Here is a 26,995-nt window from a genome sequence, read left to right as displayed (position 1 = left end):
ATATTGGATGGATATCGCCATGGACCTGCGCCAGCTCCAGCAGTTTGTCGTGCTTGCCGAGACCGGCAACTTCCACCGCGCGGCGGAACGCCTGCACATGGCGCAGCCGCCGCTATCCATTTCCATCCGCAAGCTTGAGGAGTCACTGGGCACGCCGCTGTTTGTGCGCACCACGCGCGGCGTGCGGCTGACGCAGGCCGGGGAAGCCGCGCTGGGCGATGCGCGTCGCGCCCTCTTTCACGCCGACCAGGCGCGCGCCGCGGCGGTATCCGCCGCACATGGGGAACGCGGTGCGCTGCGCATCGGCTTTGTCGGCTCCGCCACCTATGCCCTGCTGCCGCGCCTGATTCCCGCATTTCGCGCGGCGCATCCCGGCATCGAGCTGATCCTGCACGAATCCACGTCGGCGGCGATCCTCGACCGTCTGGAGCGCAGCCAGCTCGATGCCGGGCTCGTGCGTTTTCCGATCCTGAGCTCGGGCCCCTATACGCTGACGCCGCTGGAATCCGATACCTTCGTCGCCGCCGTGCCGGCGGAAAGCCGCTTTGCCGGGCGGGACAGCATCGCGCTGCGCGCACTGGCCGACGAGCCCTTCATCATGCATCCGAGCGCCGACGTACCGAACCTGCAGGCGGTGGCCATGCTGCTGTGCCAGCAAGCCGGCTTCGTGCCACGCGTAACGCAGGAGGCGGTGCAGGTGCAGACCATCGTCAGCCTTGTAGAAAGCGGGCTCGGCGTGGCGCTCGTGCCCGGCGTGACCGTGCGCTATACCAACCGGCGGGTGCGCTTCCTGCGCCTGACGAGCCCCAAGCCCGCCGCGCACATCGGCATCGCGCTGGCCACCCGCGAAGGGACCGATGACCGGCATGTGCAGCGGTTCGTCGCCACGGCCAAGGGCATCCTGCACGACCAGGTTTGACTCCGCAGGCCAGCCGTTGCCCATCCCAGCCCGGCGATCCACCCGATATACTCCCGGGCACCAGGCCGGGCGCCGCCCCCGCACAGCCCCGACAGACCGGCCGGAAACATTCAGGGAGAACAGCGCGTGGATCGACTGCAGGCCATGAAGACCTTCGTCACCGTGGTGGAGAGCGGTGGCTTTACGCCCGCCGCACGCAAGCTCGACGTCTCGCTGTCCGTCGTCAGTCGCATCGTCACCGAACTGGAGACTCACCTCGGCGTGCGCCTGCTGACGCGCACCACCCGGCTGGTGCGTCCCACCGACACCGGCGCCGCGTACTTCGAGAACTGCCGCCGCATTCTGGCCGAGATCGAGGAGGCCGAGCTGGCCACCACGGGCGCCCATGCCGCGCCCCGTGGCCTACTGGCGATCACCGCATCGGTGCTGTTCGGCCGCAAGTTCGTGACGCCGATCGTCGTGGAATACCTGCGCCGCTTTCCCGAGGTCGATATCAGCTGCCTGTTTGTCGACCGAATCGTCAACTTCGTGGATGAGGGCATCGACGTCGGCATTCGCATCGGCGAGCTGCCCAGTTCGTCGCTGCAGGCGGTATCCGTCGGCCGCGTGCGGCGCGTGGTCTGTGCCTCGCCGGAATACCTGGCCCGGCATGGCGTTCCCGACACCCCGGACGACCTGGCGCGTCATTCGATCATCCAGACCACCGGCATCTCCACCCTGCCCGAGTGGCGCTTCACGCGCGGCGACGAACCGCTGCCCACTCGCCTGTCGCCGCGCATGGCCACCACCACCAACGACTCGGCAATTGCCGCCGCCGTCGCCGGCTTCGGGCTGGCGCGGGTCCTGTCGTACCAGATCGCCAGCGAACTCTGGGATGGCAAGTTGCGCATCATCCTCGCCGATTTCGAGCCGCCGCCGCTGCCCATCAGCGTGATCCACCGCGAGGGCCGCCATGCCATGCACAAGGTGCGGGCCTTTATCGACCTGGCGGTCGACACCCTGCGGGCCGACAAATCGCTGAACTGACCCGGCGCCGGCAAGTTTGGCCCGGTTGAGCCCCGCTTGAGCCCCAGTTGAGCCCCGCTCGGCCGGGTCAGCCAGTTCGGCTGGTTTGGCCGGTTTGGCTGGTCGAGGCGGGTTGATGCCACCCGCCGCCATCCGCCGCTGCCTGCCACCCCCGTCCCCCTGCCACCGGCCCCCAACCGCCGATCGCCGATCGCCGATCGCCGATCGCCGGCGGGGCCATTCTTCTCGTATCCCGAAGATTCCCTTCTCCCGAGGACGGTTTTTCGTGCATCGGGGCGCACCTATAGTGGTTTCCAGCGGCACCCCAAGCGTATTCGCTGCAAATGCCGCAACAACCGAACACCCCACGCACCCCAACCCGAGGACCCCTCATGAAACTTTACGTACACCCGCTGTCCGGCCATTCGCACCGCGCCCGCCTGTTCCTGTCCCTGATCGGCCAGCCCGTCGAGCTGGTAGACGTCGACCTGGCCGCCCGCGCCCACAAGGCCCCCGAGTTCCTGAAACTCAACCCGTTCGGGCAGTTGCCGGTGCTGGTGGATGGCGACACGGTGGTGCCGGACTCCAACGCCATCCTGGTCTATGTCAGCAAGAAGTTCGGCAAGACCGACTGGCTGCCGGAGACCCCCGCCGCGGCCGCCGCCGTCCAGCGATGGCTGTCCGTGGCCGCCGGCGACATCGCATTCGGCCCGGCCGCCGCCCGCCTGATCACCGTGTTCGGCGCGCCGCTGGATGCCGAATCCGTCATCGCCCGCGCCCATGTCGTGCTCAAGCGCATGGATGACGCACTGATGGGACGTTCGTGGATCGCCGCCGATCATCCGACCATCGCCGATGTAGCGCTCTACAGCTATACCGCGCGTGCGCCGGAAGGTTTCGTCGACCTGGAGGCATACGCCAACGTACGGCAATGGCTCGCGCGCATCGAAGCGCTGCCGGGCTTTGTCGCATTCCAGAAATCCCGCGCCGGGCTAGAAGCCTGACCGCAACCCCGAAGCGCTCATCCCCAGACCCGGAGCCCGTCATGACCGCACATACCTCTCTCCTCCCCGGCCTGCCCTGGCACACGGGCGAGCGCATGCTGCAGGAAGTGGCAGGCGTGCATGCGCGCATGGCGGAGGTGGGCAAGCGCGTGGTGCGCGACTACATGCCCGACCAGCACCGCGACTTCTTCGTCCAGTTGCCCGTGGTGGTGCTCGGCGCCGTGGCGCCGGATGGCCGCGTCTGGGCCACGCTGCGCGCCAGCCATCCCGGCTTCCTGTATTCGCCGGACCCGCGCCTGCTGGACGTGAAGATCGGTCGTGAGGCGGCCGATCCGGCCGACGCGGGCATGGAAGACGGCGGCGCCATCGGGCTGCTCGGCATCGACCCGATGACGCGCCGGCGCAATCGCATGAACGGCGCGATTCATCGCGTCGGCGCCGGGCATTTCCGCATTGCGGTTGGCCAGAGCTTTGGCAACTGCCCGCAGTACATCCAGCAGCGTGCGTTCGTCTTTACCCGCGATCCGGCCGTGCCGAGCCCGGTCGCGCCGCAGTGGATGACCGCGCTCGACGCGCGCGCCCGCACGCTGATCGGCAACGCCGACACGTTCTTCGTGGCGTCGTACGTCGACCTGCCCGAAGGTCAGCGTCAGGTAGACGTGTCGCATCGCGGCGGCAAGCCCGGTTTCGTGCGCATCGACGCCGATGGTGGCCTGACGATTCCCGACTTCGCCGGCAACCTGTTCTTCAACACGCTCGGCAACTTCATGGTCAATCCGACCGCCGGGCTGGTGTTTGCCGACTACGCCACGGGCGACCTGCTGCAACTGTCCGGCCGCGCCGAGGTCATCACCGATTCCCCCGAGATCGCCGCCTTCCAGGGCGCGGAGCGCCTGTGGCGCTTTATCCCGGAGCAGATCGTGCGCCGCGAGGCCGCGCTGCCGCTGCGCTGGCAGCCAGAAGCGCGGGGCGCGTCGCCCAACTCGCTGATGACGGGCAACTGGAACGAAGCCGCGGACCGCCTGCGCGCCGCAGCCCTCGCCAACACGTGGCGTCCGTTCCGCGTGACGCAGATCGTCGACGAAAGCAGCGTGGTGCGATCGTTCCAGCTGGCGCCGACCGACGATGCGGGACGCATTCCGCACCAGGCCGGCCAGTTCCTGCCGATCCGCGTGACGCCCGCTGGCCACGATGCGCCCGTGATGCGCACCTACACGCTCTCCGTGGCACCGTCCGACGGCGTCTACCGCATCAGCGTCAAGCGCGAGGGCGAGGTGTCGCGTCACCTGCACGACCACGTGAAGGTCGGCGACCTCATCGAGGCGCGCGCACCCGGCGGCGCCTTCACCATCGACGCCACGGCGCGCCGGCCCGCCGTGCTGCTGGCGGCGGGCATTGGCGTCACGCCGATGCTCGCGATGCTGCGGCACATCGTCTACGAGGGCCTGCGCAAGCGCCGCATCCGTCCGACGTACTTCTTCCACGCCGCCCGCACGGCAGGCGAGCGCGCGTTCTCGCGGGAACTGGCCGCGCTGGCCGCCAGCGCGAACGGTGCTGTCGGGCTCGTGCGTCTGCTCAGCGACCCGACCGGCGCACAGATCGGCAAGGACTACGATGAATCCGGCCGCCTCGACATCGACGTGCTGCGCGCCCATCTGCCGTTCGACGACTACGACTTCTACCTGTGTGGCCCCACCGGCTTCATGCAGGACCTGTACGACGGCCTGCGCGCCCTCAACGTGCCCGACGCGCGCATCCACGCCGAGGCGTTTGGCAGCGCATCCATCGTGCGCCACCGCGACGCGGCAACGGGCCCGGCGGCACCGGCGGCCAAACCCGCGCGGGAAGCGGTACCGGTCATGTTCGTGCAGTCCGGCAAGGAAGCCCGCTGGACGCCGGGCGGCGGATCGCTGCTGGAGCTGGCGGAGTCGCGCGGCCTGTCGCCCGTGTTCAGTTGCCGGGGCGGCAGCTGCGGATCGTGCCGCACGCCCATCGTCCAGGGCGCCGTGGCCTATGCCCAGCCGCCGGAATTCCCGGTGCCGGAAGGCGAGGCGCTGATCTGCTGTGCGATGCCGGCGGAAACGGAACCTGGCGATGCCGGGGCCACCCTCCAGCTCGACCTGTGACAAGTCCGTGAACCCTGCCGCCCTGCCGCCCCGCTGCGGCGAGGTTCACGGCATCCGCCGCACGGCCGGTGGCTGACCCGATGAGATGCCTGTGCCACAATCGCGCCAACTCTGGCCCGCACGGATGCATCGACATGTCCCTGGAAGCCCTGCAAAACATCAATCCTCTATCGCTGCTCGATACGGCGATCAGCCTCGCGGCGGCCTTCGTGCTGGGCGGGATCATCGGCTACGAGCGCCAGTTTCGCCAGCGCACGGCGGGCCTGCGCACCAACGTGCTGGTCGCCGTGGGCGCGGCGATCTTCGTGGACATGGCCAATCACCTCGCCGGACATGAAGGGGCCGTGCGCGTGGTGGCTTACGTGGTGTCCGGCATCGGCTTCCTGGGCGCGGGCGTCATCATGCGCGAGGAAGGCAATGTGCGCGGGCTCAATACGGCGGCAACGCTATGGGGTTCCGCCGCCGTGGGGGCCTGTGCGGGCGCGGACCTGATTCTCGAAGCCGGCATCGGCGCCCTGTTCGTGCTGGCGGCCAATACGCTGCTGCGCCCTGTGGCCGACCGCATCAACCGCCAGCCGATCGATACGCCCGCGGTGGAGGTCACGCACACGGTGCACGTGATTGCGCCGCGCACCCATCAGAAGGCGGCGCTACGGCTGCTGGAAGACGCGCTGGAAGCCGCGCAGTATCCGACCCGCGACTTCGAGATGCGCGCGTTTGGCGAACAGGATGTGGAGATCGAGGCCATGCTGGTGGCCACGTCCGTCGATGGGGATGCGCTGGACGCGATGGTCGCGCAACTGGGCACGGCCAGCGTGATCGGCCAGGCGTTCTGGAGCGCGAGCACCTCGGAGTAGGAGGTGCCCGCGTGGGCGAGCCCTCGGCCTCAGGGGGCCGGGGCCGCGGTCAACGCTGCCACGGCCGGCATGGCCAGTTGGCCGAGCACGCTCAGGGCCGTGATGTCTTCCGCGGTCCAGGTATCGACCTGGGCCAGATAGTTGAACGTGCCGATCACGTGGCCGCCCGCGCAGAGCGGCACGTTGACCACGCCATTCAGCCCCAGGCCACGGATCACGGCGATGTCATCGAACACGGCGGCGAGCGCCTCGTCGCCCTCGCCGACGAAGACTTCGCCGCGCACGAGCAACTGGCGCGTCCACGCCGTATCGCCCTTGACCTTCTTGCCGCCGACCGGATAGGCGGCGGGGTCCGACGACCAGAGGCGCTGGATCTCGCCGCTGGCCGCGTGCCACGCATTGATCGTCAGGAGGCCGGGGCCCACGAGCCCCAGCGTGGCGTGCCCCACGGCGTCCATCACGGCCACCGGCGTGGCCGCGCGGCGCAGGTCATCGCACAGCGGATTGAAATGCGCGAGCCACTGCCCAGGCTGGTCCAGTGACACGATCATTCCCCGTGAATGCCGAGGTCGCGGATCAGCTTGCCGTAGCGGTCCGCGTCGCGGCGCATGATCTTGCCGAACTCCTGCGGCGTGGACGTGGCCGTCTCCACGCCGATCGCGTCCATCTTGGCCTTGACCTCGGGCAGCGACATGGCCTTGTTGATTTCGCGATTCAGGCGCGCGACGAGATCGGCGGGCATGTTCTTCGGGCCGAATGCGCCATACCACACGGCCAGTTCATAGCCCGGGAGGGTCTCGCCGACGGTCGGCACGTTCGGCAGCAGCGCCGATCGCTTCGATTCCGTCACCGCCAGCAGCCGCAGCTTGCCGGCCTTCACGTGCGGCAGCGTCTGCGTGCCGGCGGAAAACAGCAACTGGGTCTGGCCCGCCACGGTGTCCACCACGGCCGGGGCGCCACCCTTGTACGGCACGTGCAGCATCTGCACGCCGGCCATCTTCTCGAACAGCACCGCGCTCAGATGGTTGGTGGAGCCAGGTCCCGCGCTGGCATAGGCCAGCTTGCCGGGATTGGCCTTGGCATACGCGATCAGTTCCTTAACGTTGTTGGCCGGCACCGACGGATTCACCACCATGGTGTTGGTCACGTAGGCCAGCAGCCCCAGCGGCGTGAAGTCCTCCACGCCCTTGAACGGCATGTTGGCCATCAGCGCCGGGTTCATCGCGTGCGTGCTCATGGAGCCGACCAGCAGCGTGTAGCCGTCCGGCTGGGCGCGGGCCACCATCGCGGAGCCGATATTGCCCGATGCGCCGGGCTTGTTGTCCACGATCACGGGCTGGCCGAGCGCCTTGGTCAGGTGTTCCGACAACACACGCGCCAGGATGTCCGTGGAGCCGCCGGCGGCCCAGGGCACGATCAGCGTGACCGGCTTGTTCGGATAGGCGTCCGCCGCCCCGGCGGCAGCCGCGGCAAACGACAGCGTCAGCGCGGCGGCGCCACGCAGCAGGCTCTTGATGACTGACCTCATGTTGCAACTCCCTCTTCCATATGGCGGGCCACCCTGTGCGACCCTTGTTTGTTCAAACCCGTTCCGCGCAAACCCGGCCGCCCCATCAGCGACCCACGGCATAACCCTGCATGCCGCGCGCATTGGCACCGGCACGCAGCACCAGCCGGCCCGCGCCGTCGCGTTCCCGCGTACACGCCGACATCCGGCCTTCTGACCAGTCGTCGCCCACACGCACTTCATGTCCACGCGCGCGCAATGCATCGAGCGTGGCGGCCGGCATGCGCCCTTCCACGCTGATCCGGTTCAGCACGGTCTGGCGCGGCCAGAACGACCCCGGGAAATGGTCGATGTGCCAGGCCGGCGCATCGATGGCCTCCTGCAGGTTCATGCCATGCACGGCGTGACGCAGGAAGAATGCCAGCGACCACTGATCCTGCTGGTCGCCCCCGGGCGTGCCGAAGACCATATAGGGTTCCCCATCGCGCAGCGCCAGTGACGGCGACAGCGTGGTGCATGGGCGTTTGCCCGGGGCCAGCGTATTGGGCAGCCCCGGCTCCAGCCAGGTCATTTGCAGGCGCGTGTTCAGCGCAAAGCCAAGCGACGGGATGGTCGGGCTCGACGACAGCCAGCCTCCGGACGGCGTGGCCGCCACCATGTTGCCGTGGCGGTCGATCACATCGATATGGCAGGTGTCGCCGACAAACAGCTCGCGCTCCGCCCATTCGGCCACCGGCGGCAGCGAGGCAAAGGTCGGCTCGCCCACGCCAAAGCGCACGTCGGCGCTGGCCAGCGTACGATCGGCGACGCCGAGGTCCGGCATGCGCGGCGCCATGCCGTTGAGGGTGCCGGGCTCCATGGTCAGCGCGGCGCGGTCGCCGATCCGCGCGGCGCGCGCAGCCAGGTATCGCGGATCGAGCAGCGCCTTGAGCGGGCTGTCGACAAAGCGGGGATCGCCATACCACGCGGTGCGGTCCGCCATCGCTAGCTTGGCAGCCTCGGCAATCTTGTGCACGAATTCGGGCGATCCGGGCGCATGGCCCTCCAGCCCCACATGGCGCAGCATGCCAAGCTGCTGCAGGAAGACCGGGCCCTGGCTCCAGATGTCGCACTTGGCCACGGTGTAGCGGCCGAAGTCCATCGACACGGGCGCCTCCACGGTCGGCGCCCAGCGCTCCATGTCCTCGAAACGCAGCAGGCCGGTGTGCTTCTCGCCGGTGGTGTCGCGCACCGGGGTCTTGCGGCAATAGGCGTCGATTTCCTGCGCGACGAAGCCGCGATACCAGCAATCCATGGCGGCATCGATCTGGCCCTCGCGGGTGTCGTGCGCCGACTCGGCGGTCTCGACGATGCGCGTGTAGGTATCGGCCAGCACCGGCAGCGTATGCAGGCTGCCCGGGCGCGGCACCTTGCCATCCGGCAGCCAAGTCGCCGCCGAGCTGTGCCATTCGTCGCGGAACAGCGACTGGACGGCCAGGATGGCCTGGGAAATCCGCGGCACCAGCGGAAAGCCGTTGCGCGCGTAGCCGATGGCGGGGGCGAGCACATCGGCCAACGACCACGTGCCGTGATCACGCAGCATGGTCAGCCACGCCCCGAACGCGCCGGGCACGGTGGCCGGCATCAGGCCGATGCCGGGCATCATTTCCAGCCCCATGGCCCGCAGCGCGGCCGGGTCGGCCAGCGCCGGCGCCGGGCCCTGCCCGCACACCGAACGGACCGCGCGGGCGCGCTCGTCCCAGAACAGGATCGGCACCTCGCCGCCGGGGCCGTTCAGGTGCGGTTCCACCACCTGCAGCACAAAGCCACCGGCGACGGCCGCATCGAACGCGTTGCCACCGCGCTCCAGCACGCCCATGGCGGTCTGGGTGGCCAGCCAGTGCGTGGAAGCCGCAACGCCAAAGGTACCGACAATCTCCGGGCGGGTCGTGAACATGTGCAAATGACTCCAAAGGAATGCATTTGAGTATAGGATTCCAGAATAACCGCAAGCATCGAAATACTTATCATTGCATTCCCATCTGGTTATACGACTGGCGAAACAACCCTGGATCGATCCTGCCCGCATGCCGATTTCCACCGACAAGCTGCTCCATAACGTGGTGTCCCGCCTGCGGCTGCGCCATTTGCCGCTGCTGCTGGCGCTGGAGCGCCAGCGCTCGATCTCCCGGGTGGCGGCCGAGCTGAACCTGTCCCAGCCGGCCGTGACCAAGGCGTTGCGGGAGATCGAAGACATCTTCATGACGCCGCTGTTCTCGCGGTCGCGGCACGGCCTGACGCCTACCGCGACGGGCGTGGCGGTGCTGGCGCACGCCCGGGTGGCCCTGGCGGACGCCGAGGCGCTGGGGCGCGAGCTGACGGTGATCGAGGCTGGCCTGCGCGGGCGATTGCGGATTGGCGTGATTCCGTACGTGGCCCGCCCGGTGCTGGATGCTGCACTGGCTTACGGACTCCATCACGTGCCACGGATCTCCGTGCTGGTGCGCGAGGGCACGACCGATGAACTGGTCAACGCGCTGCGGCTGCACGAGCTCGATTGCGTGATCGCGCGGTCGTTCTATCTGGCGGGCGAAGACATCGTCCAGCAGCCGCTCTACCGGGAAGAGCCGGTGCTGGTGGTGCCGGCGCGCGCCGCGGCGCGGCTGTCGCGCGGCACGCTCGACTGGAAACGGCTGGCGGCGCTCGACTGGATCCTGCCGCCACCCCACACCCCCGTGCGCCGCACGATCAATACGATGTTCGCGATTGCCGGCGTGGCGCCGCCGCTGCCCATCGTGGAGACCTATTCGATCAAGCCGATGGCCACGCTGCTGCGCAGCCAGCCGGATGCGATCACGATCGTGCCGCGCTCCGTGGCGGCGGAACTGGTGGAACTGGGAGACGCGGCGGCGCTGCCGTACACGTTGAGTTGGGACCTGCCGCCGGTCGGCATCATGTGGCGACGCCAGCCGGAAGACAACGAGCGGGTAGCGGCGCTGGTGCAGGCGCTGCGTCAGGCCGTGGCGTAGCCAGCGGCGAGGCCCCGGCCACTTGCTGGCTGGCGGCCTGCGGCCCGGCAAAAGCGAGCAGCGCGACGGCGGTCAGCGCGGCAATCGCGGAATACAGAAGCTGGCGGACTGGCATGGTGGCTCCTTGGGGCAGGACCCGCTGGGGTCCGATGTGCCGGAGTCTAGGCAGCCGTCGGCCTGCTGATAAGGGCCCGCGCAAGCAAGGGACTCTTCCGCAAGCGCGATCAATGCCGCGCCGCCGGCACTTATAGGCCACCCCGCATGCCCCTTATACTTGCGCGCATGGCCTACGATCTCACCGACAAACTCGTCATCGGCATCTCGTCCCGGGCGCTGTTCGACCTGGAGATGGAGAATCGCCTCTACCAGACCCAGGGCGTGGACGCCTATTCGGCGCACCAGCGCGCGCATGAGGACGAGCCGCTTGCACCGGGCACGGCGTTTCCGCTGGTGCAGGCGTTGTTAGGCCTGAACCATGCCATCCCCGGCCGCCGGCTGGTGGAGGTGGTGGTGATCTCCCGCAATTCTCCCGATACCGGGCTGCGCGCCTTTAATGCGATCGAGGCGGCGAAGCTCGACATCACGCGCGCCGCCTTTACCGGTGGCGAGGCCATCGCCCGCTATCTGCAGGCCTTCAAGGTGGACCTGTTTCTCTCGCGCGACGCGGCCGACGTGCAGGCCGCCATCGACGGCGGCGTGGCCGCCGCCCAGCTCTACGACGTACCGCCGACCTATCAGGCGCCTGCCGGCCAGATCCGCATCGCGTTCGACGGCGACGCGGTGCTGTTTTCGCCCGAGTCCGAGCGGATCTACAAGCAAAAGGGGCTGGACGCGTTCATTCGCCACGAACACAAGCACCGCCACACCGCGATGGCGGAAGGCCCGTTTGCCAAGCTGCTGCTGCGGCTGGCCGAGATCCAGCAGCATTTCCCGGCTGGCGAGTGTCCGGTGCGCATCGCCATCGTGACCGCCCGCAACAGCCCGGCGCACACACGCGTGATCCACACGCTGCGGGCGTGGAACGTGGCAATCGACGAAGCCTTTTTCCTCGGGGGACTCGCCAAGGATCAGGTGCTGCAGGCATTCGGCGCGCACATGTTCTTCGACGATCAGGAAAACCACGTGGAGCAGGCCGCGACGGTGGTGCCGTCGGGCCGTGTGCCTTACAAGGGCGGCCAGCTGGTGGTGCCGAAGACGGCAACCCGGCCTGCGCGCAAGGGCAAGCCGGCAGGAGACGCCAAGGTCACGGCCAACGGCAAGGCCACTGACGCGGCATGAAGACGGTTGCGCTATATCTGCTGACCGCGCTGGCGGAAATCCTCGGCTGCTACCTGCCCTATCTCTGGCTGCGCCAGGGTTTGAGCGCCTGGGTGCTGGTGCCCGGCGCCGCGTCACTGGCCATCTTTGCCTGGCTGCTGACGCTCCACCCCGATGCATCGGGCCGTGTGTATGCGGCGTACGGCGGCGTCTATATCGCGGTGGCCATCCTGTGGCTCTGGCTGGTCGACGGCGTGCGGCCGAGCCCGTGGGACCTGACCGGCGTGACGGTGGCCGTGGCCGGTATGGCTATCATCGTGTTTCAGCCGCGCTGATTGCGCCCATACCCCTCAAAAGTGACCGCCGAGGCAGTTCAAGTACGCGCGGCGACGGTGGCGGCCTGATAGCCCGCCCGAGTTGCCCGCTGCCGCCCCTGCGATTGCCCGCGCTGCGCCCTACCACCGAGGGGAAGACAATGTTTCATACATTCAAGGACAATCCACCTGTCGTGAATGACCCCTCGACATTTGCACCCGCGCCCGCGACCTCGTCGCGGGCTTTTTTTTGGTACATCGCTGATTTGCGGGGTGAGGGACCGTCTCAGAACGACCCACTCCGGTCAGATAATCTTCTCCGAATCAGTCGGTCAGCCAAATCCGGGTTTTGCGAATTGGAGTGCCAATAAGCGGCCGTTGGCGACCTCACCCCATCGGCCAACTGCGGCCAGTCGGGATGAAACATTGTTAGGCCGCTTCGATTGATAAAACGGCCTTTCATCGTCATATCTTCAAATGGGCTGCGCCGCCGAGAATGCGTGTGCCGCAGCCATCGTATCCAGTGCTTCGCGCAACAGCAGGATCTTCCCGTCACGCGCCACGAGCCGCCCGGCATACATCTGCCGATAGATTTTCCCCGTCGACGGCACGAGCGCTTCGACTTCATATTCGGCAAATACCTGCTCCGGTGTTTCCATCAGGAATCGCACGTTCTTAAACGCGAAATCTGGTACTTTCGCGAGCAGCGATGCGATGAAGCCTTCGATCGCTTTTGGCCCCTGTGCGCGCCCGTCAATGCCAAGCGACTTCAGATAAGGGAGCTCCAGCACGCCATCGTCGGCAAACAGTGCGGCGGCCGCGCGTGCGTCGCGAATCGATTCGAGATAAGCGGAAAGCAGTTGTTTAGCGTTGTTCATGATCGGCTCGATAGAGGCGGTAATGGATGTGCGTTACTGCAGTCGCGTCTTCAATGCAGTGGCCATCTGCTGCATGGCGGCGCGCTCCGGTGCGTCGGCAGCGAGCGCGCCGGTGGCGCTGTTAAGCGCGTCGAGGACGGCGACAGTGGCGGTATCGGGCGCGTTCGGTGTGGCTTGCGTGTTCATTGCGATTCTCCTTTCGCTTGGTTGAGTGACTTGCGACGTGATGTCGTGTAGCCGGTGGAAAGGAGAATACGGATCCGGTGATACTTGCGAAATAGAATCGTTTGAAATCCATCATTGCATTCATGCAATGATGGGCGCCCGCTGATCAACTATGCCGATGCATCATTTCGGCCATCGCCATGTTGGCTCGGAAAGGTGCTCGGCAAAGTAATCCGACAGCACCGCGACTTTCGCGGGCCGCGCGCGCGCCGAGGGCGTGACGAAGTAAAGACCGCCCTTTGTCAGCGACCAGTCGGTGAGGATCGCTTCGACACGGCCATCAGCCAGATACTCGCCCGCGATGAACTCGGGCAGTTCCGCGATTGCAAGGCCCTCGAGCAGCGTGGGCAACAGCGCATCGGAGTTCGTCGCGCGCAGCGGCCCAGTCGGCATCACCGGTTCCTCCTCGCCCGCATCATTCGTGAAGCGCCACACATCGCTACGCGCGCGATATGCATACGAGAGACATGGGCGGTCTATCAGTTCGCGCGGATGCGTGGGCCGTCCTTCACGCCTCAGATATTCCGGCGACGCCACCACGAATTGCGTCACCGCGCACAGCCGCCGCGCCACCAGCGACGAATCCGGCAACGCAGCGATACGCAGCGCGGCGTCAAAGCCATCGGCAACCAGATCGACCAACGCATCGGACAGATGGAGGTCGATCGACACCTCCGGATACATGCGAAAGAAGCCCGGCAGCAGCGGCGCGACCCAGTGCAGCCCGAACGACATCGGCACGGCGAGGCGCACCAGCCCGCGCGGCTGCACCGACAGCTCGCGCGCGGCGCTTTCCGCCTCCTCTGCCTGCCGGTAGATCTGGCTGGCTTTCTCGCAGATCGTCCGACCAAACTCGGTGAGCGAAAGCTGGCGCGATGTTCGGTTGAAAAGCCGCGCACCCAGCCGGTCTTCCAGGCGCGCCACGGCACGCGAGACGGTCGCCACCGACACGCCCATCGCGCGCGCCGCAGCCGCGAACGATCCCTCCTCGGCGACCTTCGCGAACATCGCGAGTCCTTCGAAATCAGGCAGCTTCGCCATTAGCCCTCATCTTTTCATTTTTGCAACGTTGGATTGCAATCGATTCTATTTCGAAAAGGTCGGACCGTCGATATTCTCCTCACATCACAGCACGCAACCCCAACAACGCAAACACCCACTGACTGAACGAAAGGAGCAACACCATGGCACGCAAACTCGACAACAAGATCGCACTAATCACCGGCGCAACCAGCGGCATCGGCCTCGCCACTGCTCAGCGCTTTGCAGCCGAAGGCGCACACGTCTATCTCACGGGCCGCCGTCAGGCCGAACTCGATGCCGCCGTGAAAAGCATCCACGAAGCGGGCGGCAAGGCCACCGGTGTGCGTGTCGATTCCACGAAGCTGGGCGAACTCGACGCGCTGTATGCGCAAATTAAGGAAGAACAGGGCCGTCTGGACGTGCTGTTCGCGAACGCCGGCGGCGGTTCGATGCTGTCGTTCGGCAGCATCACCGAAGAACATTTCGACGACACCTTCAATCGCAACGTGAAGGGCGTGCTGTTCACGGTGCAAAAGGCGCTACCGCTGCTCGCCAAGGGGGCATCGGTGATTCTCACGGGATCGACGGCAGGTAGCGCGGGCACGGCGGCATTCAGCGTGTATTCGGCTTCGAAGGCTGCGGTGCGCTCTTTCGCACGCAACTGGATCTTGGATCTCAAGGACCGCCAGATCCGCGTGAACACGATCAGCCCGGGTGCGACCCGCACGCCAGGCCTGCTCGATCTTGCCGGTGACGATGCTGCCCAGCGCCAGGGGCTTGCCGATTACCTGGCAGCCCAGATCCCGATGGGGCGCCTCGGCGAGCCCGGCGAGATCGCAAGCGCGGCGCTGTTCCTCGCCTCGGACGACGCGAGCTTCGTGAACGGCATCGAACTGTTTGTCGATGGTGGCCAGCAGCAGATCTGAGCGTGGCCAGGGTACGTGGGGTGCGGCGGACGCGGTCTTTGACGCTCGCAATCCGCACCCAGCGTACTCGAACCGAACTGCGTCATGATTGAACATCGGCCATTTTTTGCACTTGACGCAATCCGGCGCGGCTGTGTCGACGCGCGCCAGCATTTCAGCGTGGGCGAATCCGGGCGCGCCGACCGTGCGCAGCTCGGTCCACTCCACGTGTGGAACGATGTTGAGCGCCGCACTCGGACCTCGGCCTGCATGCTCACCGCGACGTCGAGATTGTCACGTGGGTGCGTTCGGGCGCAATCACGCACGAAGACGACGCGGGCAATCGAGCGCGTCTGGTCGCTAATTCCATCCATGTAATGAGTGCCGGAGCGGCGATCCATCACACCGAGCGCAACGAGGAAAATCTACCCGCACGGCAGTTCCAGATCTGGCTACGTCCGCGCACACTGGCCAGTACGCCGCGCTGCTCGACGCGAGTCTGTTCGCTCGGATGTCGCGAGGGCCGATTCGTTACACTGGCAAGCGGCGATCCGGAGGATGTCCGCGCCGGCGCCTTGCCCATTCACGCCGACGCGCGTGCGCGTATCGCGACGCTGCGTGAAGGCATGGAGATGCAGCACGTTTTGCCGATGCCCGGTTCTGCATATTTGGTCGCAGATCATGGGCGACTGGACGTAGGGCCGATCAGACTGGCGCGACGCGATGGCATTGCCATTCGGGGTGAAACGTGGCTCATGTTGAGAGCGCGAGACGACACAGATGTCGTGATTGTCGAACTCTTACGCTAGAGCAAACGCGCCAATGAGAGTTTAGGTGTCTGTTTTGAGGTGAACTGTAGACGTTGATACGGACTTTGCCGATGGCAGTTCAGGGTCGGGCTGTGTCAGTCCGCTCGTCAATCTCATCGCCGGACAGCGGCCAGTGGACTTCAGTTGCCCGGAAGCGGCCAGTCAGCAGTGCGTACTCCAGACCCTTCTGAGACATTGGATTGCGCAGCGTCGAAGGGCTGAATCGTAGACCTAAGCGGCCGTCCGCGGTCCGTGGGTAAGATCACCACGACCCATATGCTGCCAGGTGGCCTACTCAGGTTGCGCTCCACTTGGGTGATAATCGCACGAAATCATCCACATCGAGAGAAGCATGGGAGAAATCTTCGAATGTTCCGTTCGGGTGGCAGGAGATCTCGCAGGTGTTTTTGAGTTCGACGGCGAAGCGGGCTACTTTTACCTTTGTTCGGTGAATTCGAAAGCTGGCCATCGCGTGAAAGGCGCCATCCAACTTTTTGCAGGTGCCGCTGATCTTTCAGAGGAGGACGTCCTAGTGAAGTGGGATGTCAATGAAAGGTTTGTTGGGTTGCTCCTGAAGGGAACGCTGTGGGCTGCATTCGACGGCGAAAGTGGGGCGAAATTTGGTGGTGGCTACAACCCAACCGCAAAGCCGATGATCCCGGACTCCATTTCCTGTCGATTCCATGCCCACTAGAAGCCACCGGTGGAAACGCGCCCATCCTGAGCCTACGTTGTGAGAGAGCTTGTATGCCCTATTCGCACAAAGTTGTACTCCACTGCATAAATGGGTTGCCGCCTAACATGACCTCTCTGGCAGAGCAGTTTGTTCGGGATGGCGTCATCTTCGTGGCACATCTACGAGCGCGAATTCCATCGTTTGAACAGCCGGTTCATCGGTTTGTAAATCTGTAATGGTGAGATTATGGTTGGTACCAAAAAATATCGGTGGCGGAAGGCAACGGATGTTAATCGGGAATATGCGTTATTTGAACTCTTGGAAGATGATATCTTGCTGCTTGATGTGGGGTTTTCCGACGATGGAAATTTTGAGATCGCGTTCAACCCAGGTATCTGCGGGAAAGTGATCGAGTGGACGCAGTTCCTGACGTTTGTTGATGAGGGTAGGGCGCTGTCGGAACAAGATCGGAATTGAATCTTGATGGACTAGTCAGCATTCACAGGACGCCGCAACCAGTTAGGCAGCCACTGCGCAGGGGCGTCAGGGGCTATAGCCCAGCGGAAATGGCTGCTCCGGCCAAACTCCGGCCGTGGGACCGATCGGGAGTGAACAACCGAGACTGGCCGAACGCGGAAGTTCGCCGATCCACCAGGCCGACGGCAAGCGTGGACTCCTGTTACCGACCCTGAGCGGACAGATCGATCTGCGAAAACCAGCCATTCAATACATTGAAGCTACGTGACGAACCAGCGGACTATAGGCAGCGAAAGCCTGCCGCAAGCACGTCCGCGATCGATAAGTAGATGGTCAATCGCGCTCAAAACCATACCCTCGAAAAAGCTCCTCGTCGGGCATTGCATTGGTACCGGAATACGCGACAAACTGAAGTCGATTCGGCCCCGGGCCGATCGTAAAGACGAACGACCGTACACGAGTTCCAGACGCAGCTCTTCTTTCCCACAACTTCGACGTGCCACCTGTCCTGGGTGCGTTTCCGAACGACCACACTCACTCCAGTGCACGATCGTCGCGCGTTCAGAATTCCCGCTTTCAGCATGAACCGATCCACTCCACAGGTAGATTCCAGGTTACGACTACATGCGATCGGCAACTTGTACCAAGTCCCCGCAAGTGGCTCCCAGTCGGGCGATACAGCATGCACAGCGGTCGCCGCCCAGAGTGCGAAGATCAGGATGGTGGTTCGTACTTGCATAAGGCTTCTCCAGGCCAGGGCTGCCCCTGAACGGGACCCTACTCGGACATCCAGCGGTCTCAGCAATGATGACCGGTAGGGGCCCGGACTCGGTCGCCTGGCACCGATGCATGCAACTTCGCCCGATATACGCAATGCCGGCCAGCGCCGTCGCGCAGCCGGTAGCGGCTCACAAAAACTGCTTAGCCCAATGCTCCGATGCTAGGCATTAGAAAAACAATTGCTTCTGACAACGTTCGAACTCATCCATCAAGGAATCGTGACCGAGTTGATTTCGAATATTTGACTCATCTTTGGTGAGCGGTACCACCAGGGAGAAGCTCGTCCGCCGCTCATCGAACTCCTTATTGTCAGGTATTGCTTCACAATCAACTGATGTCGCCGCTCTCAGCAAGATCACTCCGTACGGCGCACATGCAATCGAGGAAATCTCGTTTGGCAGCACTACTGTCTCTCGGGGTCGTAGTGCTTTGGACGTTTCGCGCTCATAGTCCTCTAGATTTGCCAAGATGAGCGCCGTCTCACTTGGATTGGTTTTCGTGAGTGCTAGGAAGACGCTTTGCGAATAGGTTGGCAAGTTGAACACTATCCGCGACGACGTATCGACATCCCGGATTTCAGCATGTGCGACACGATATTTTCCTCAAAATGAACCTGAGAGCGAAAACTCCAGATAATCCACCTCATCTGTAGTGGGCAGGCTCTCAAAGAGGAATGACAATATCTTCGCTTGATATTTTGAGAGTTTCATTTGAGTGCTGCGCTCAGAGCAGCTCGGGCTAAACACACGAGCAGGGGCAATACGGTAGCATCGGGGCGCGGCGGAATCCATGATTGCGAAGTGGGGTGTCCGTAGCTCGCGACAGCATGGCCGAACGGCCCGTTTGTGGACCAGAAGCGGCCTTTCGTGTCCCGAGCGTCGAAGGTCACCTTCTGGCCGGGTTGAGGCAGCGCCACAGGCAATTCGCTCGCCGGAAACCGGTCGTTGAGCGAGGGCGGACGAGACCTCGGCTATTCGAATTGGACGGCGAGGTCGACCGACCGCTTGTGGCCGATCTTGGTCAGATGGTCCCGATCCAGGCGACCCTTCCCGGAAATCGGCGATGAGCTTTTCTTGCTACATCGCCGATATGCGGGGGGACTGACGGTTGCGGAACGCTCAGCTTGATCGGAGCTGGCGCACCCCTCGACCCAGTCTCCGACGAAGCAGCGTTCGAAGCGTTGCGCCGTCTGCATAGCCAACTTCCGCGGCAATTGCATCCAGATCCATCGAGCTTGTCTCGATAAGATGCCTGGCACGCTCGACCCGCCGATCCTGAAAGTACGACAAGGGGGATTTGCCGAGCACGGCCTCGGCACGCCTTTGCAGTGTCCTCGGACTCGTTGCGAGGTCATGCGCGGCCCCTTGCAGCGAGAATCCCCTCGCCAGATTCGCGCGTGTCCATCGTTCGAATCGTTCGATAAGCGGATCACTATGCGCGAGGTGATCGGGGATGATGTAAGGCGCCTGGGATACCCGTCCGTCGACCAACATGTACCGCGCCACGAGCGTGGCTAATTCGGGGCTCGATTGCCGAATCAGCCAGAGCGCAAGATCCAGATGCCCCATCGCCGCGCCAGCGGTCACGACCGGCCCCGAAGGGACGACCATGCGGTCCTGGTCGAGGCGAACCTCAGGGTAGCGGCTTCGGAATAGCGGGCTGAGCCACCATGTTGTGGTCGCCTCCTGCCCGTCGAGGAGGCCCGATTCGGCGAGGATGAAGGTCCCTATGCAAGCGGCGGCGATTCGGCCGCCCTGCCCTTGCCAATGACGCAATTGTGTGCCGGCATCCCGTGCAGCCGGATGTTCGAGACATTTCACCAACGTATCAGGTGTTCCGGCACTGATCGCGGGCACCACGATCCAGTCGGGCAGCGGCATGGTGCGCGCCTTCTTGGTGGCCACGCTCATGCCGAGCGCCGTCCTGATGCGGGTTCGGAGGCCGACCAACTCGACGTCGAACGGGCGGGGCTCACCGGGACGCGCAGCCGCGGCCAGTCCATTCGCGATCCTGATAGCGTCGAGCACGACAGCCATGCCCGTATCGAACACGCCATCCAGGAGAAAAACGAATATGCGCATGGCGTAAACGACCCGAATAATGTCATTTGCGATGCTACTTCCCCGGACGGTTTACGTCTATTCTGCGCGACGGAAAATCTTCCATGGAGGAGCAAGCAATGTCTGAGGCAGCAGCAAGAAAAGATACCGGCAGCGCGCACCCGCTAGACGACGTCGTATGGCATGCGCTCACCGGCAAGCAGAGCCGCTTCGCGCTCGGGGATGATCGGGCACTGCGGTTTCAGCCAGCCATTGGGCGCTTTGCTGCCATGGCCGATGCCAGTCCGACATCCTTCGCAGCCTTGCGTGGATTGATCAAGGTGCAGGGTCCGGTTGCTTTGATTACCCCGGGCGAGGTCCTGCCCCCGGCCGGGTTCTCCGTCATCGGGCATACGACGCTGCTTCAAATGATCTGGCAAGGCGAGCCCGACCCAACGAGTGCCTGGGAACACGTCCGGCTCGTCGAGCGTGATGTGCCGGAGATGCTCGCCTTGACCACTGCAACACAGCCCGGACCCTTTGGCCCGCGCACCATTGAACTTGGCGACTATCTTGGCGTGCGTAGACAGGGCAAGCTGGCCGCCATGGCGGGCGAGCGCATGCGGCTCGATGGATATACCGAAATCAGTGCCGTCTGTGTAGATGCCGCTTTTCGGGGGCAAGGTCATGCGGCCGGCCTGATGAGGCTGCTGATCGCGGCCATCCGCGCCCGCGCCGAGACGCCCTTCCTGCACGTGCTCACAACGAACCACGCCGCCATCGCGCTCTATCGAACACTCGGTTTTGTCGAGCGGCGTGAGATGCGTCTCACGGTGCTCGGAGAAGCGAACGCATAGTGGGATGGCAGAGGCGGCAAGCTGCAAGTGGATTCAAGTCGCGGCGCCAGCCAGATTCAAGCACGAGGGTGATCGCCGCACTATCTTGAAGACTGGCAACCCTCTGCGAGAGGCCAGGATGCGGCGCATTATTGGTCTTCTGTTATCCGTCTTGCTTGTCGCACTGCTCGGCAGTTGCGTTGCCGATGTGAACGATGACAGCACGGCGCGCATTCGTGTGCTTCATGTTTCTCCGGATGCACCGAACCTCGATGTTCTCGCCGACGGCGCGCGAGTGCTCTCGAACGTGCCTTATTCTGCGGCTTCCGCTTACCTGATCTTCTCCACGGGTACGCACCGGATCGCATTCAACGTGACAGGCACGTCGACGACGTTGATCGATGTATCGCTGAAACTGGCGAACGCGGCAGCCTACACAATCATCGCCGCGAATTTCGCGGCCAGTATGCAGGGACTGACTGTCACGGATCAAACCCAGGCGCCACCGGCAGGACAGGCGGCCGTGCGCGTGATCCACACGGCGCCTGACGCCGGGCCTGTCGATGTGCTGTTCAATGGCCAGGTGGTGTTCGCCAACATGCTGTTCGGGGCGAATAGTGGCTATCTGAACCTGGCGGCCGGCACCTATGACGTCAGGATCAATGTTGCGGGGACGTCGACGACGGTGATCCAGACGAGATTGACCGCCAATGGCGCGACCAACTACAGCGTGGTTGCGATTGGATCAAACCGGACGGGGGGGACAAATCCCCTCGCGCTCAAGGTCCTGACGGATGGCTAGTAAACTGCCTGCGGGATACATACTTCAGGCTTCGCGCAGGCCGACACATTTCAGGAGAACTGATGTTTGACCACGTCAAATTCGGAGTCAGCGACTATGCAGCGAGCAAGGCGTTCTTCCTCAAGGCACTCGAACCGCTCGGCGTAGCGGTTGCCGCGGAGGGGCCGCCAACGTACGGCGTCGAGCTTTGCCCAAAGGGCAAGGCTTCACTGTGCCTGTTTCAAACCGAGGAGAAGCCGGCGCATCTTCACCTGGCGTTCACGGCCGAGAATCGTGAGCAGGTCGAAGCTTTCTATCGCGCGGCGCTGGACGCGGGTGGCAAAGACAATGGTGCGCCCGGTCTGCGGCCGCACTATCACGCGAACTACTATGCAGCGTTCGTCATTGGTCCGGACGGGCACAACATCGAAGTGGTTTGCCAGAAACCCGAGGCCTGACTTGGCGACCGACGAGACGCCGGTCGCCCCGCTGCCCTAGTCGGGCGTCAGTTCGCAGAAGCGGAGGCGATTGCCGAAGGGATCGACCAGTTGCAGCAGACGCCCCCAGTCGACAGTCTCGAGGCTGGGGCGGAGGTTGGGGTGTCGTCTTGACTCAAGGTCCTGCAGCAGCGAATCGATGTCCTCGACCGGCACGAACACGGCCGACCCGGGTGTGGTATCGCCGTGGTGCTCGCTCAGGTGCAGCGTGACGCCAGACCGCTTGATCTGCGCGTACAGCGGCAGATTAGGCTCGAAGCGATGTTCCCACTCGAGCGTAAAGCCGAGATAGTCCAGATAAAACTCCTTGGCCTTCTCGACGGAAAAAATCCGGATGATCGGGATTGCGGTCAGCAACTTCATCGGCGGCGTCCTTGTTGGCGTCCATGTCGTCGCCCCGTCGGCGTCCGCGTCGCGGAATTGTCGACGAGATCCGGCATACGGGATAAGGGGCCGCTGATTCAATCATGCCAACACCCGTCCGGCAATCCCTCGAAAGTGCCCCGGGATGACCGCGAGATGCGGGGCCGGCCGGCATCCGCCTGCCAGCGCCGCCTGCCCACGCATACAGGCAGGCGACGCGCCCACGCCAACCTGGCTCAGACCAGGTTGATTTCCACGCCGATGTTGCCGCGCGTGGCCTTGGAGTACGGGCAGGTCTGGTGCGCCGCGTTCACCAATGCCTGCGCGATCTCGGGCGCCACGCCCGGCAGGCTGACATTCAGGCGCGCCTGCAGGAAGTAGGCGCCTTGCGTGGTGCCCAGGTCCACCTCGGCATCGACGGCCGTGTCCAGCGGCAGCACGACGTTCATGCTGCGTGCGGCAATGCCCATCGCGCTGATAAAGCACGCCGACCAGCCGGCGCCGAGGAGTTGCTCCGGATTGGTCCCTTCGCCGGCGCTGCCGGGCGAGGAGAGCTTGATATCCAGTCGGCCATCCGAGCTGCGCGACGTGCCATCGCGGCCACCTGCGGAGGTGTGCGTCTTGCCGGTGTAAAGGACTTTTTCAAGTTGGGTCATGATGGTTTCCGTGTGATGCCAGTCAGAAGGAAGCGCTGCGCGCTGGTGCGGTCCGGGTTGGTGTCCGCGTCAGTCCGGCTGATAGCCGTCGCGATTGCTGATGCGCGCGCCTTCCGTAAAGACATCGCGCTGGCCGATATGCGCGCCATCGTAGAACGGGTCACGCTTGTCGTTGCGCGCCCCGTCGTAGTAGGGGCTGCGCTCTCCGATATGGGCGGCGGTTGCGTTCACGCCGTGATCGGCGGTCACGCTGGTAACGGACGCGGCATGCACCGCGCCGGCTGCGGCGGCGAGGGTGACAACAGCGGCGATGCGCTTGGCGAGCGTGGCAATGTGGATGGTGGTCATGATGAAGCTCCTGTTTGGTGAGAGGGTCTGACCGAGGCTCGACGCAGTTGTCGGGTGCGGTCCGGTGTCGCATTAGCCGGCAGTGCCATTGGATGTTTGCCACCGCCGTCGCTACGTGAAGCATTTAAGGCGACCGATGTATCTCTCCCGTAGCGATTTGCCGGCGGGTCCGTGAGCCTATGTATCTGGGCCGGGCGTGATACAGACCAATACAAAAAGGCATCCGGTGGACGTCCGGAAGGTCTTTTCCGGCACAGCGCGACGAGTGGGCGCGACGAGCGGACGCGACAGCGCCTGCGGCCGGGGACCGGTCGCAGGCGCTGGAATCACAAAAGGTGGCGGGGCAGGAATCCGTCGCACGCGCCGGCCATGCCGGCCACGCCGGGCCTGCGGTCCGACGGCCCGGGCGGAACGGCTTCCCTAGCCCCCCGGACGACTTCGGCGAACCGTCGCCGATTCACCCCCGACGCCCCAGTTGTCGGGATCGACCTCGTCAATCACGACGTGCGTGCGCTCCGGCGCCTTGCCGAGCACGCGCTGCATCGTCGCGGTCATCTCGGCGATGATCTGCGCCTTCTGTTCACGCGTGACCCCCTCGCGCGTAATCCGGACATGGACGAACGGCATGACGCCTCCGATCAGAAATTGCCGGCCGTGGAATCAGTTTTCGTCATCTCGCTGTTCCTTTCGCGCCTTCGGCGTTCGAGGCAGCCGCACCATGCGGTGCCCTCCTGGAACGCACTCTAGGTGCGGGCAAGTGGCGAGGGAATGGCCATCGGACGGCAAACACTCTTCCGCGCGGCGAACGAATCAGCCGCGGCGTTAGGAGACGTCGCGCGGCACGGTATTGCACATGGCGGCGTGCGCGGCGAAGGCCTCACGCAGTTGCGGCAACGCGAAATCGACAAAGGCGCGCACCTTGGGCACGGACAGCCGCCCTTGCGGGGTGACCAGGTGGACGGGCAGCGGCGCGTGCTCGTCGCCCGGCAGGATGATTTGCAGCTTGCCTTCGGTGACCGCCTGGGCAAGGTGATACGAGAACATCCGCACGACGCCCCGGCCCTGCGCCGCGGAGGCGACGGCTGCACGGATGCTGTTGACCACGAATCGTGGCGTGAATTGCACGGAACGCACTACGGTGGAGCCTTCCAGCGGGGGAAAGCTCCAGGAATCGATGCCGAAGTGGGTCATCGCCACGATCTGGTGGTCTGCCAGATCAGCTGGCTGGGTGATGGGTGGATGGCTGGAAAGGTAGCCGGGGGAGGCGGCGAGCACGCGCCGCACCTCGCCCACGCGCAGGGCGACGAGCGTGGAGTCGGCCAGGTGCGCGATGCGCAAGGCGATGTCGATGCCCTCGTCGATCAGGTTCACCGGCCGGTCCAGCATGTAGAGGCGGATGGAGACCTCGGGAAAGCGATCCATGAAGTCATCGAGGATGTCCCGCAGAATCGCCTCGCCGGCGGCCACCGGCGCGGTGATCGTCAGCGTGCCGCGCGGCGCCGAGTGCTCCCCGGCGGCGGCCCGGTCCGCGTCCTCCAGGTCGATTAGCACGCGGCGGCAAACCAGTGCGTAGCGCTCCCCCGCCTCGCTGAGCTTGATCGATCGCGTGGTGCGGTGCAGCAGTTCGGTGCCGACATGCGCCTCGAGGAAGGCAATCGCGCGGCTGACGGCCGCCGGGGACTTGCCCAGCCGCCGCCCCGCCCCGGCCAGGCTGCCTTCGTCGAGCGTGGCAACGAAGACCTTCATTGCGTCGATCCGATCCACGATTCTTCCTCTGGGCGTAACACTGAATGCCGCAGTGTAGGCATTCAATTGCAGCGCAGCAATCCCTACAGTAGACGCATCGACTTGCCATCCCAGCCAGCATCCGCTGGCTCCCGGCTAGTTGGCCTGCGTGCCAGCTTTTGCTTTGCCCACTGTACGGGAACGACATGACCTCCACCGCCCAACCACTGACCGGCTCCGCAAACCCGGCGCCATTGCCCGGCTATGCCGAGCGCCACACGCTGCATTGGAAACGCAATCTGGCGGTCTCGGTGTTCGGGTCCTTCACCACGCTGGTCAGCCTGAGCATGTTGCTGCCGTTCCTGCCGATCTATGTGCGGCAACTGGGCGTCACCACCGACGCGGCCGTGATCCAGTGGTCGGGCATCGCCTTCGGTGCCACGTTTCTCGGCACCGCCGTGACCGCGCCGCTGTGGGGTCGCCTTGCCGATCGCTTCGGCCGGAAGCCCATGCTCATCCGCGCGGCGGTCGGCATGGCCGTGGTGATGTCGCTGATCGGCGTGGCCCATACCGTGCACGAACTGGTGGCCTTGCGCCTGATCGCGGGACTGGTGGGCGGCTATGCGTCGGCCGCCACGGTGATGGTGGGCACCCAGGCACCCAAGGACCGGGCTGGCTGGGCGTTGGGCATCCTGTCGACCGGCGCGCTGGCCGGCAGCCTGGTCGGGCCGCTGGTGGGCGGCTTCCTGCCGGGGTGGATCGGCATTCGCGGCACGTTCTTCGCGGGCGGCGCCATGATCGCCGTGGCCGCCCTCTGCACCATCTTCTTCGTGAAGGAAGATTTCCATCCGGCGGACCGGCAGCGCGCGCGTGCCGGCCAGGGCACCGCCGCGTCGGGCCGCCGCGAGCACGCCATCGTGATCGCCACGCTGCTCCTGGTCGCGATGATGGTGCTGCTGGCCAACATGTCGATCGAGCCGATCATCACCATCTATATAGGCAGCCTTGGCGTGACCCCGGATCACCTGGCCCGCACCGCGGGGATCGTCATGGCGTGTTCGGCGGTCGGCAGCATGCTGACGGCGGCACGGCTGGGCGCGCTGGCGGATCGCATTGGCAGCTGGAATGTCATCGTGGCCTGCCTGGTGCTCACGGGGATCGCGATGATCCCGCAGGCCTTCGTCACGGAGTGGTGGCAACTCGCCGCGCTGCGCATGGTGATGGGAATGACGCTCGCAGGCATCCTCCCTGCCGTCGCCAAGCTGATCCGGAATGCCGTCGGCGAGCGCAGCACCGGCACGATGCTGGGCTACCTGCAATCCGCGCAGTTCAGCGGCCAGGTCCTGGGCCCGGTGCTGGGCGGCCAGATCGCCGTCCACCTCGGCCTGCATTCGACGTTCTTTGCCACCGGTGGCTTGCTGATCGCCAGCGCCGGACTTGCCGCCCTGGCGCGCACGCGCACGGCATGAGGAATCTGGCGGGCGCCTCCATCGCGGAGGCCCCGCGGGAAACTACTGGAAGGTGCGCAGGTAGGCCAGCAGGTCACTGATCTGGCCATCATTGCCGATGCCCCAGAACCGCATCTTGGTGCCCGGCACCACTTTCCCGGGCGCCTTGATGAACGCGCGCAGCGTGTCGTCGGACCACACCACGCCGGAGGCCTTCATGCCGTCGGAATACTGGAAATCCTTCGTGTTACCAGCGGTCCGGCCAAAGATGCCGTTGAGCTGGGGGCCAAATGCGGCGCGTGCCGAGGGCCCGACGTGATGGCAGGACGCGCAGCGCGTCGTGAAGAGCGCATTGCCGGCGGCAACATCGCCAGCGGCATGGACGTTGGCCGCGCAGGCCAGTGTGATCAGGAATAGCGTGAATCTGTGCATGAGAACTGTGAACCGCGTGCGGCTGTATGGCTGTACGGCTTTTGTCGCGGGCCACATGATACGGGAGATGCGGAAATGGCGGCGCCAGGGCCGCCGGCAC

30 protein-coding genes are annotated in these 26,995 nt (G+C 64.8%); 16 read left to right on the top strand and 14 right to left on the bottom strand.

Annotation, left to right across the window (positions count from 1 at the left end; genetic code table 11):
- Positions 1–19 precede the first annotated feature (19 nt).
- The 5 genes from AC1DOX_RS14360 to AC1DOX_RS14340 all read left to right on the top strand — a co-directional run bounded on the left by AC1DOX_RS14360 (position 20) and on the right by AC1DOX_RS14340 (position 5,911).
- The gene (locus AC1DOX_RS14360; protein ID WP_477101423.1) at positions 20–919 is read left to right on the top strand and encodes a LysR family transcriptional regulator; all 900 of its coding nucleotides are present in this window, start codon (positions 20–22) and stop codon (positions 917–919) included.
- A gap of 126 nt (positions 920–1,045) precedes the next feature.
- On the top strand, positions 1,046–1,945 hold the full coding sequence (locus AC1DOX_RS14355) for a LysR family transcriptional regulator (RefSeq protein ID WP_092137542.1): 900 nt from the start codon (positions 1,046–1,048) through the stop codon (positions 1,943–1,945).
- A 371-nt stretch (positions 1,946–2,316) separates the two neighbouring features.
- Positions 2,317–2,928, top strand: a complete 612-nt coding sequence (locus AC1DOX_RS14350; protein WP_441617068.1) for a glutathione S-transferase family protein — start codon at positions 2,317–2,319, stop codon at positions 2,926–2,928.
- A 41-nt stretch (positions 2,929–2,969) separates the two neighbouring features.
- On the top strand, positions 2,970–5,054 hold the full coding sequence (locus tag AC1DOX_RS14345; RefSeq protein ID WP_441617066.1) for a 2Fe-2S iron-sulfur cluster-binding protein: 2,085 nt from the start codon (positions 2,970–2,972) through the stop codon (positions 5,052–5,054).
- A 134-nt stretch (positions 5,055–5,188) separates the two neighbouring features.
- Positions 5,189–5,911, top strand: coding sequence for an MgtC/SapB family protein (locus tag AC1DOX_RS14340; RefSeq protein WP_441617064.1), 723 nt, complete (start codon positions 5,189–5,191; stop codon positions 5,909–5,911).
- Positions 5,912–5,940: 29 nt separating this feature from the next.
- Here AC1DOX_RS14340 and AC1DOX_RS14335 read toward each other — a convergent pair whose 3' ends face one another.
- The 3 genes from AC1DOX_RS14335 to AC1DOX_RS14325 all read right to left on the bottom strand — a co-directional run bounded on the left by AC1DOX_RS14335 (position 5,941) and on the right by AC1DOX_RS14325 (position 9,354).
- Positions 5,941–6,462: a GAF domain-containing protein gene (locus tag AC1DOX_RS14335; protein ID WP_441617062.1), complete on the bottom strand. Its 522-nt coding sequence runs from the start codon at positions 6,460–6,462 to the stop codon at positions 5,941–5,943.
- On the bottom strand, positions 6,459–7,439 hold the full coding sequence (locus AC1DOX_RS14330) for a Bug family tripartite tricarboxylate transporter substrate binding protein (protein ID WP_441617060.1): 981 nt from the start codon (positions 7,437–7,439) through the stop codon (positions 6,459–6,461). Before AC1DOX_RS14330 ends, AC1DOX_RS14335 begins: the two co-directional genes overlap by 4 nt.
- 85 nt (positions 7,440–7,524) lie before the next feature.
- Positions 7,525–9,354 carry a gamma-glutamyltransferase family protein gene (locus AC1DOX_RS14325; RefSeq protein WP_441617058.1) on the bottom strand — a complete coding sequence of 610 codons (1,830 nt, stop codon included), beginning with the start codon at positions 9,352–9,354 and terminating at the stop codon, positions 7,525–7,527.
- A gap of 130 nt (positions 9,355–9,484) precedes the next feature.
- Here AC1DOX_RS14325 and AC1DOX_RS14320 point away from each other — a divergent pair, with 130 nt between their 5' ends.
- The 3 genes from AC1DOX_RS14320 (at position 9,485) to AC1DOX_RS14310 (ending at position 12,018) form a co-directional block, all read left to right on the top strand.
- Entirely contained in the window at positions 9,485–10,426 is a 942-nt protein-coding gene (locus tag AC1DOX_RS14320) for a LysR family transcriptional regulator (protein ID WP_441617056.1), read from the top strand.
- A 282-nt stretch (positions 10,427–10,708) separates the two neighbouring features.
- Complete coding sequence (locus AC1DOX_RS14315; protein ID WP_441617247.1) at positions 10,709–11,704, top strand: 5'-nucleotidase; 996 nt, start codon at positions 10,709–10,711, stop codon at positions 11,702–11,704.
- Entirely contained in the window at positions 11,701–12,018 is a 318-nt protein-coding gene (locus AC1DOX_RS14310) for a YnfA family protein (RefSeq protein ID WP_092137534.1), read from the top strand. Before AC1DOX_RS14315 ends, AC1DOX_RS14310 begins: the two co-directional genes overlap by 4 nt.
- A gap of 452 nt (positions 12,019–12,470) precedes the next feature.
- Here AC1DOX_RS14310 and AC1DOX_RS14305 read toward each other — a convergent pair whose 3' ends face one another.
- The 3 genes from AC1DOX_RS14305 to AC1DOX_RS14295 form a co-directional block, all read right to left on the bottom strand.
- Positions 12,471–12,875, bottom strand: coding sequence for a nuclear transport factor 2 family protein (locus AC1DOX_RS14305; protein WP_441617054.1), 405 nt, complete (start codon positions 12,873–12,875; stop codon positions 12,471–12,473).
- A 33-nt stretch (positions 12,876–12,908) separates the two neighbouring features.
- Positions 12,909–13,061, bottom strand: coding sequence for a hypothetical protein (locus AC1DOX_RS14300; protein WP_441617052.1), 153 nt, complete (start codon positions 13,059–13,061; stop codon positions 12,909–12,911).
- 162 nt (positions 13,062–13,223) lie between these two features.
- Positions 13,224–14,141 (bottom strand): LysR family transcriptional regulator, encoded by a 918-nt coding sequence (locus AC1DOX_RS14295; RefSeq protein WP_441617050.1) that lies wholly within the window; start codon positions 14,139–14,141, stop codon positions 13,224–13,226.
- 143 nt (positions 14,142–14,284) lie between these two features.
- Here AC1DOX_RS14295 and AC1DOX_RS14290 point away from each other — a divergent pair, with 143 nt between their 5' ends.
- The 4 genes from AC1DOX_RS14290 (at position 14,285) to AC1DOX_RS14275 (ending at position 16,990) form a co-directional block, all read left to right on the top strand.
- Positions 14,285–15,049 carry an SDR family NAD(P)-dependent oxidoreductase gene (locus AC1DOX_RS14290; RefSeq protein WP_441617048.1) on the top strand — a complete coding sequence of 255 codons (765 nt, stop codon included), beginning with the start codon at positions 14,285–14,287 and terminating at the stop codon, positions 15,047–15,049.
- Between the two features lie 281 nt (positions 15,050–15,330).
- Positions 15,331–15,837: a pirin family protein gene (locus AC1DOX_RS14285; protein ID WP_477101416.1), complete on the top strand. Its 507-nt coding sequence runs from the start codon at positions 15,331–15,333 to the stop codon at positions 15,835–15,837.
- 352 nt (positions 15,838–16,189) lie between these two features.
- Positions 16,190–16,531, top strand: coding sequence for a hypothetical protein (locus tag AC1DOX_RS14280; protein ID WP_441617046.1), 342 nt, complete (start codon positions 16,190–16,192; stop codon positions 16,529–16,531).
- A 228-nt stretch (positions 16,532–16,759) separates the two neighbouring features.
- The gene (locus AC1DOX_RS14275; protein ID WP_441617044.1) at positions 16,760–16,990 is read left to right on the top strand and encodes a hypothetical protein; all 231 of its coding nucleotides are present in this window, start codon (positions 16,760–16,762) and stop codon (positions 16,988–16,990) included.
- A gap of 947 nt (positions 16,991–17,937) precedes the next feature.
- On the opposite strand, the gene AC1DOX_RS14270 is transcribed toward AC1DOX_RS14275, so the two are convergent.
- Both AC1DOX_RS14270 and AC1DOX_RS14265 read right to left on the bottom strand, forming a co-directional pair.
- Positions 17,938–18,306 carry a hypothetical protein gene (locus AC1DOX_RS14270; RefSeq protein ID WP_441617042.1) on the bottom strand — a complete coding sequence of 123 codons (369 nt, stop codon included), beginning with the start codon at positions 18,304–18,306 and terminating at the stop codon, positions 17,938–17,940.
- A gap of 582 nt (positions 18,307–18,888) precedes the next feature.
- Positions 18,889–19,851 (bottom strand): GlxA family transcriptional regulator, encoded by a 963-nt coding sequence (locus tag AC1DOX_RS14265; RefSeq protein WP_441617040.1) that lies wholly within the window; start codon positions 19,849–19,851, stop codon positions 18,889–18,891.
- A gap of 98 nt (positions 19,852–19,949) precedes the next feature.
- Here AC1DOX_RS14265 and AC1DOX_RS14260 point away from each other — a divergent pair, with 98 nt between their 5' ends.
- From AC1DOX_RS14260 to AC1DOX_RS14250, 3 genes are all read left to right on the top strand, one after another.
- On the top strand, positions 19,950–20,666 hold the full coding sequence (locus tag AC1DOX_RS14260; protein ID WP_441617038.1) for a GNAT family N-acetyltransferase: 717 nt from the start codon (positions 19,950–19,952) through the stop codon (positions 20,664–20,666).
- Positions 20,667–20,784: 118 nt separating this feature from the next.
- Complete coding sequence (locus AC1DOX_RS14255; RefSeq protein ID WP_441617036.1) at positions 20,785–21,447, top strand: DUF4397 domain-containing protein; 663 nt, start codon at positions 20,785–20,787, stop codon at positions 21,445–21,447.
- 62 nt (positions 21,448–21,509) lie between these two features.
- Positions 21,510–21,884 (top strand): VOC family protein, encoded by a 375-nt coding sequence (locus AC1DOX_RS14250; RefSeq protein ID WP_441617034.1) that lies wholly within the window; start codon positions 21,510–21,512, stop codon positions 21,882–21,884.
- 36 nt (positions 21,885–21,920) lie between these two features.
- On the opposite strand, the gene AC1DOX_RS14245 is transcribed toward AC1DOX_RS14250, so the two are convergent.
- The 5 genes from AC1DOX_RS14245 to AC1DOX_RS14225 all read right to left on the bottom strand — a co-directional run bounded on the left by AC1DOX_RS14245 (position 21,921) and on the right by AC1DOX_RS14225 (position 25,054).
- Entirely contained in the window at positions 21,921–22,286 is a 366-nt protein-coding gene (locus AC1DOX_RS14245; RefSeq protein ID WP_441617032.1) for a glyoxalase superfamily protein, read from the bottom strand.
- A 236-nt stretch (positions 22,287–22,522) separates the two neighbouring features.
- Entirely contained in the window at positions 22,523–22,942 is a 420-nt protein-coding gene (locus AC1DOX_RS14240; protein ID WP_441617030.1) for an organic hydroperoxide resistance protein, read from the bottom strand.
- 69 nt (positions 22,943–23,011) lie between these two features.
- Complete coding sequence (locus tag AC1DOX_RS14235) at positions 23,012–23,290, bottom strand: hypothetical protein (RefSeq protein ID WP_441617028.1); 279 nt, start codon at positions 23,288–23,290, stop codon at positions 23,012–23,014.
- Positions 23,291–23,710: 420 nt separating this feature from the next.
- Positions 23,711–23,917: a tautomerase family protein gene (locus AC1DOX_RS14230; protein WP_092137802.1), complete on the bottom strand. Its 207-nt coding sequence runs from the start codon at positions 23,915–23,917 to the stop codon at positions 23,711–23,713.
- A 195-nt stretch (positions 23,918–24,112) separates the two neighbouring features.
- Positions 24,113–25,054, bottom strand: coding sequence for a LysR family transcriptional regulator (locus AC1DOX_RS14225; RefSeq protein WP_441617026.1), 942 nt, complete (start codon positions 25,052–25,054; stop codon positions 24,113–24,115).
- A 167-nt stretch (positions 25,055–25,221) separates the two neighbouring features.
- Between AC1DOX_RS14225 and AC1DOX_RS14220 the strand changes: the two genes are divergently transcribed.
- Positions 25,222–26,484 (top strand): MFS transporter, encoded by a 1,263-nt coding sequence (locus AC1DOX_RS14220; protein WP_441617024.1) that lies wholly within the window; start codon positions 25,222–25,224, stop codon positions 26,482–26,484.
- Between the two features lie 42 nt (positions 26,485–26,526).
- Here the strand turns inward: AC1DOX_RS14220 and AC1DOX_RS14215 are convergent, their stop codons facing one another.
- The gene (locus AC1DOX_RS14215) at positions 26,527–26,895 is read right to left on the bottom strand and encodes a c-type cytochrome (RefSeq protein ID WP_441617022.1); all 369 of its coding nucleotides are present in this window, start codon (positions 26,893–26,895) and stop codon (positions 26,527–26,529) included.
- Positions 26,896–26,995 lie beyond the last annotated feature (100 nt).

The sequence above is a fragment of the Cupriavidus sp. 01L415 genome (assembly GCF_056400065.1).
This window is presented reverse-complemented; position numbering and strand designations above follow the sequence as displayed.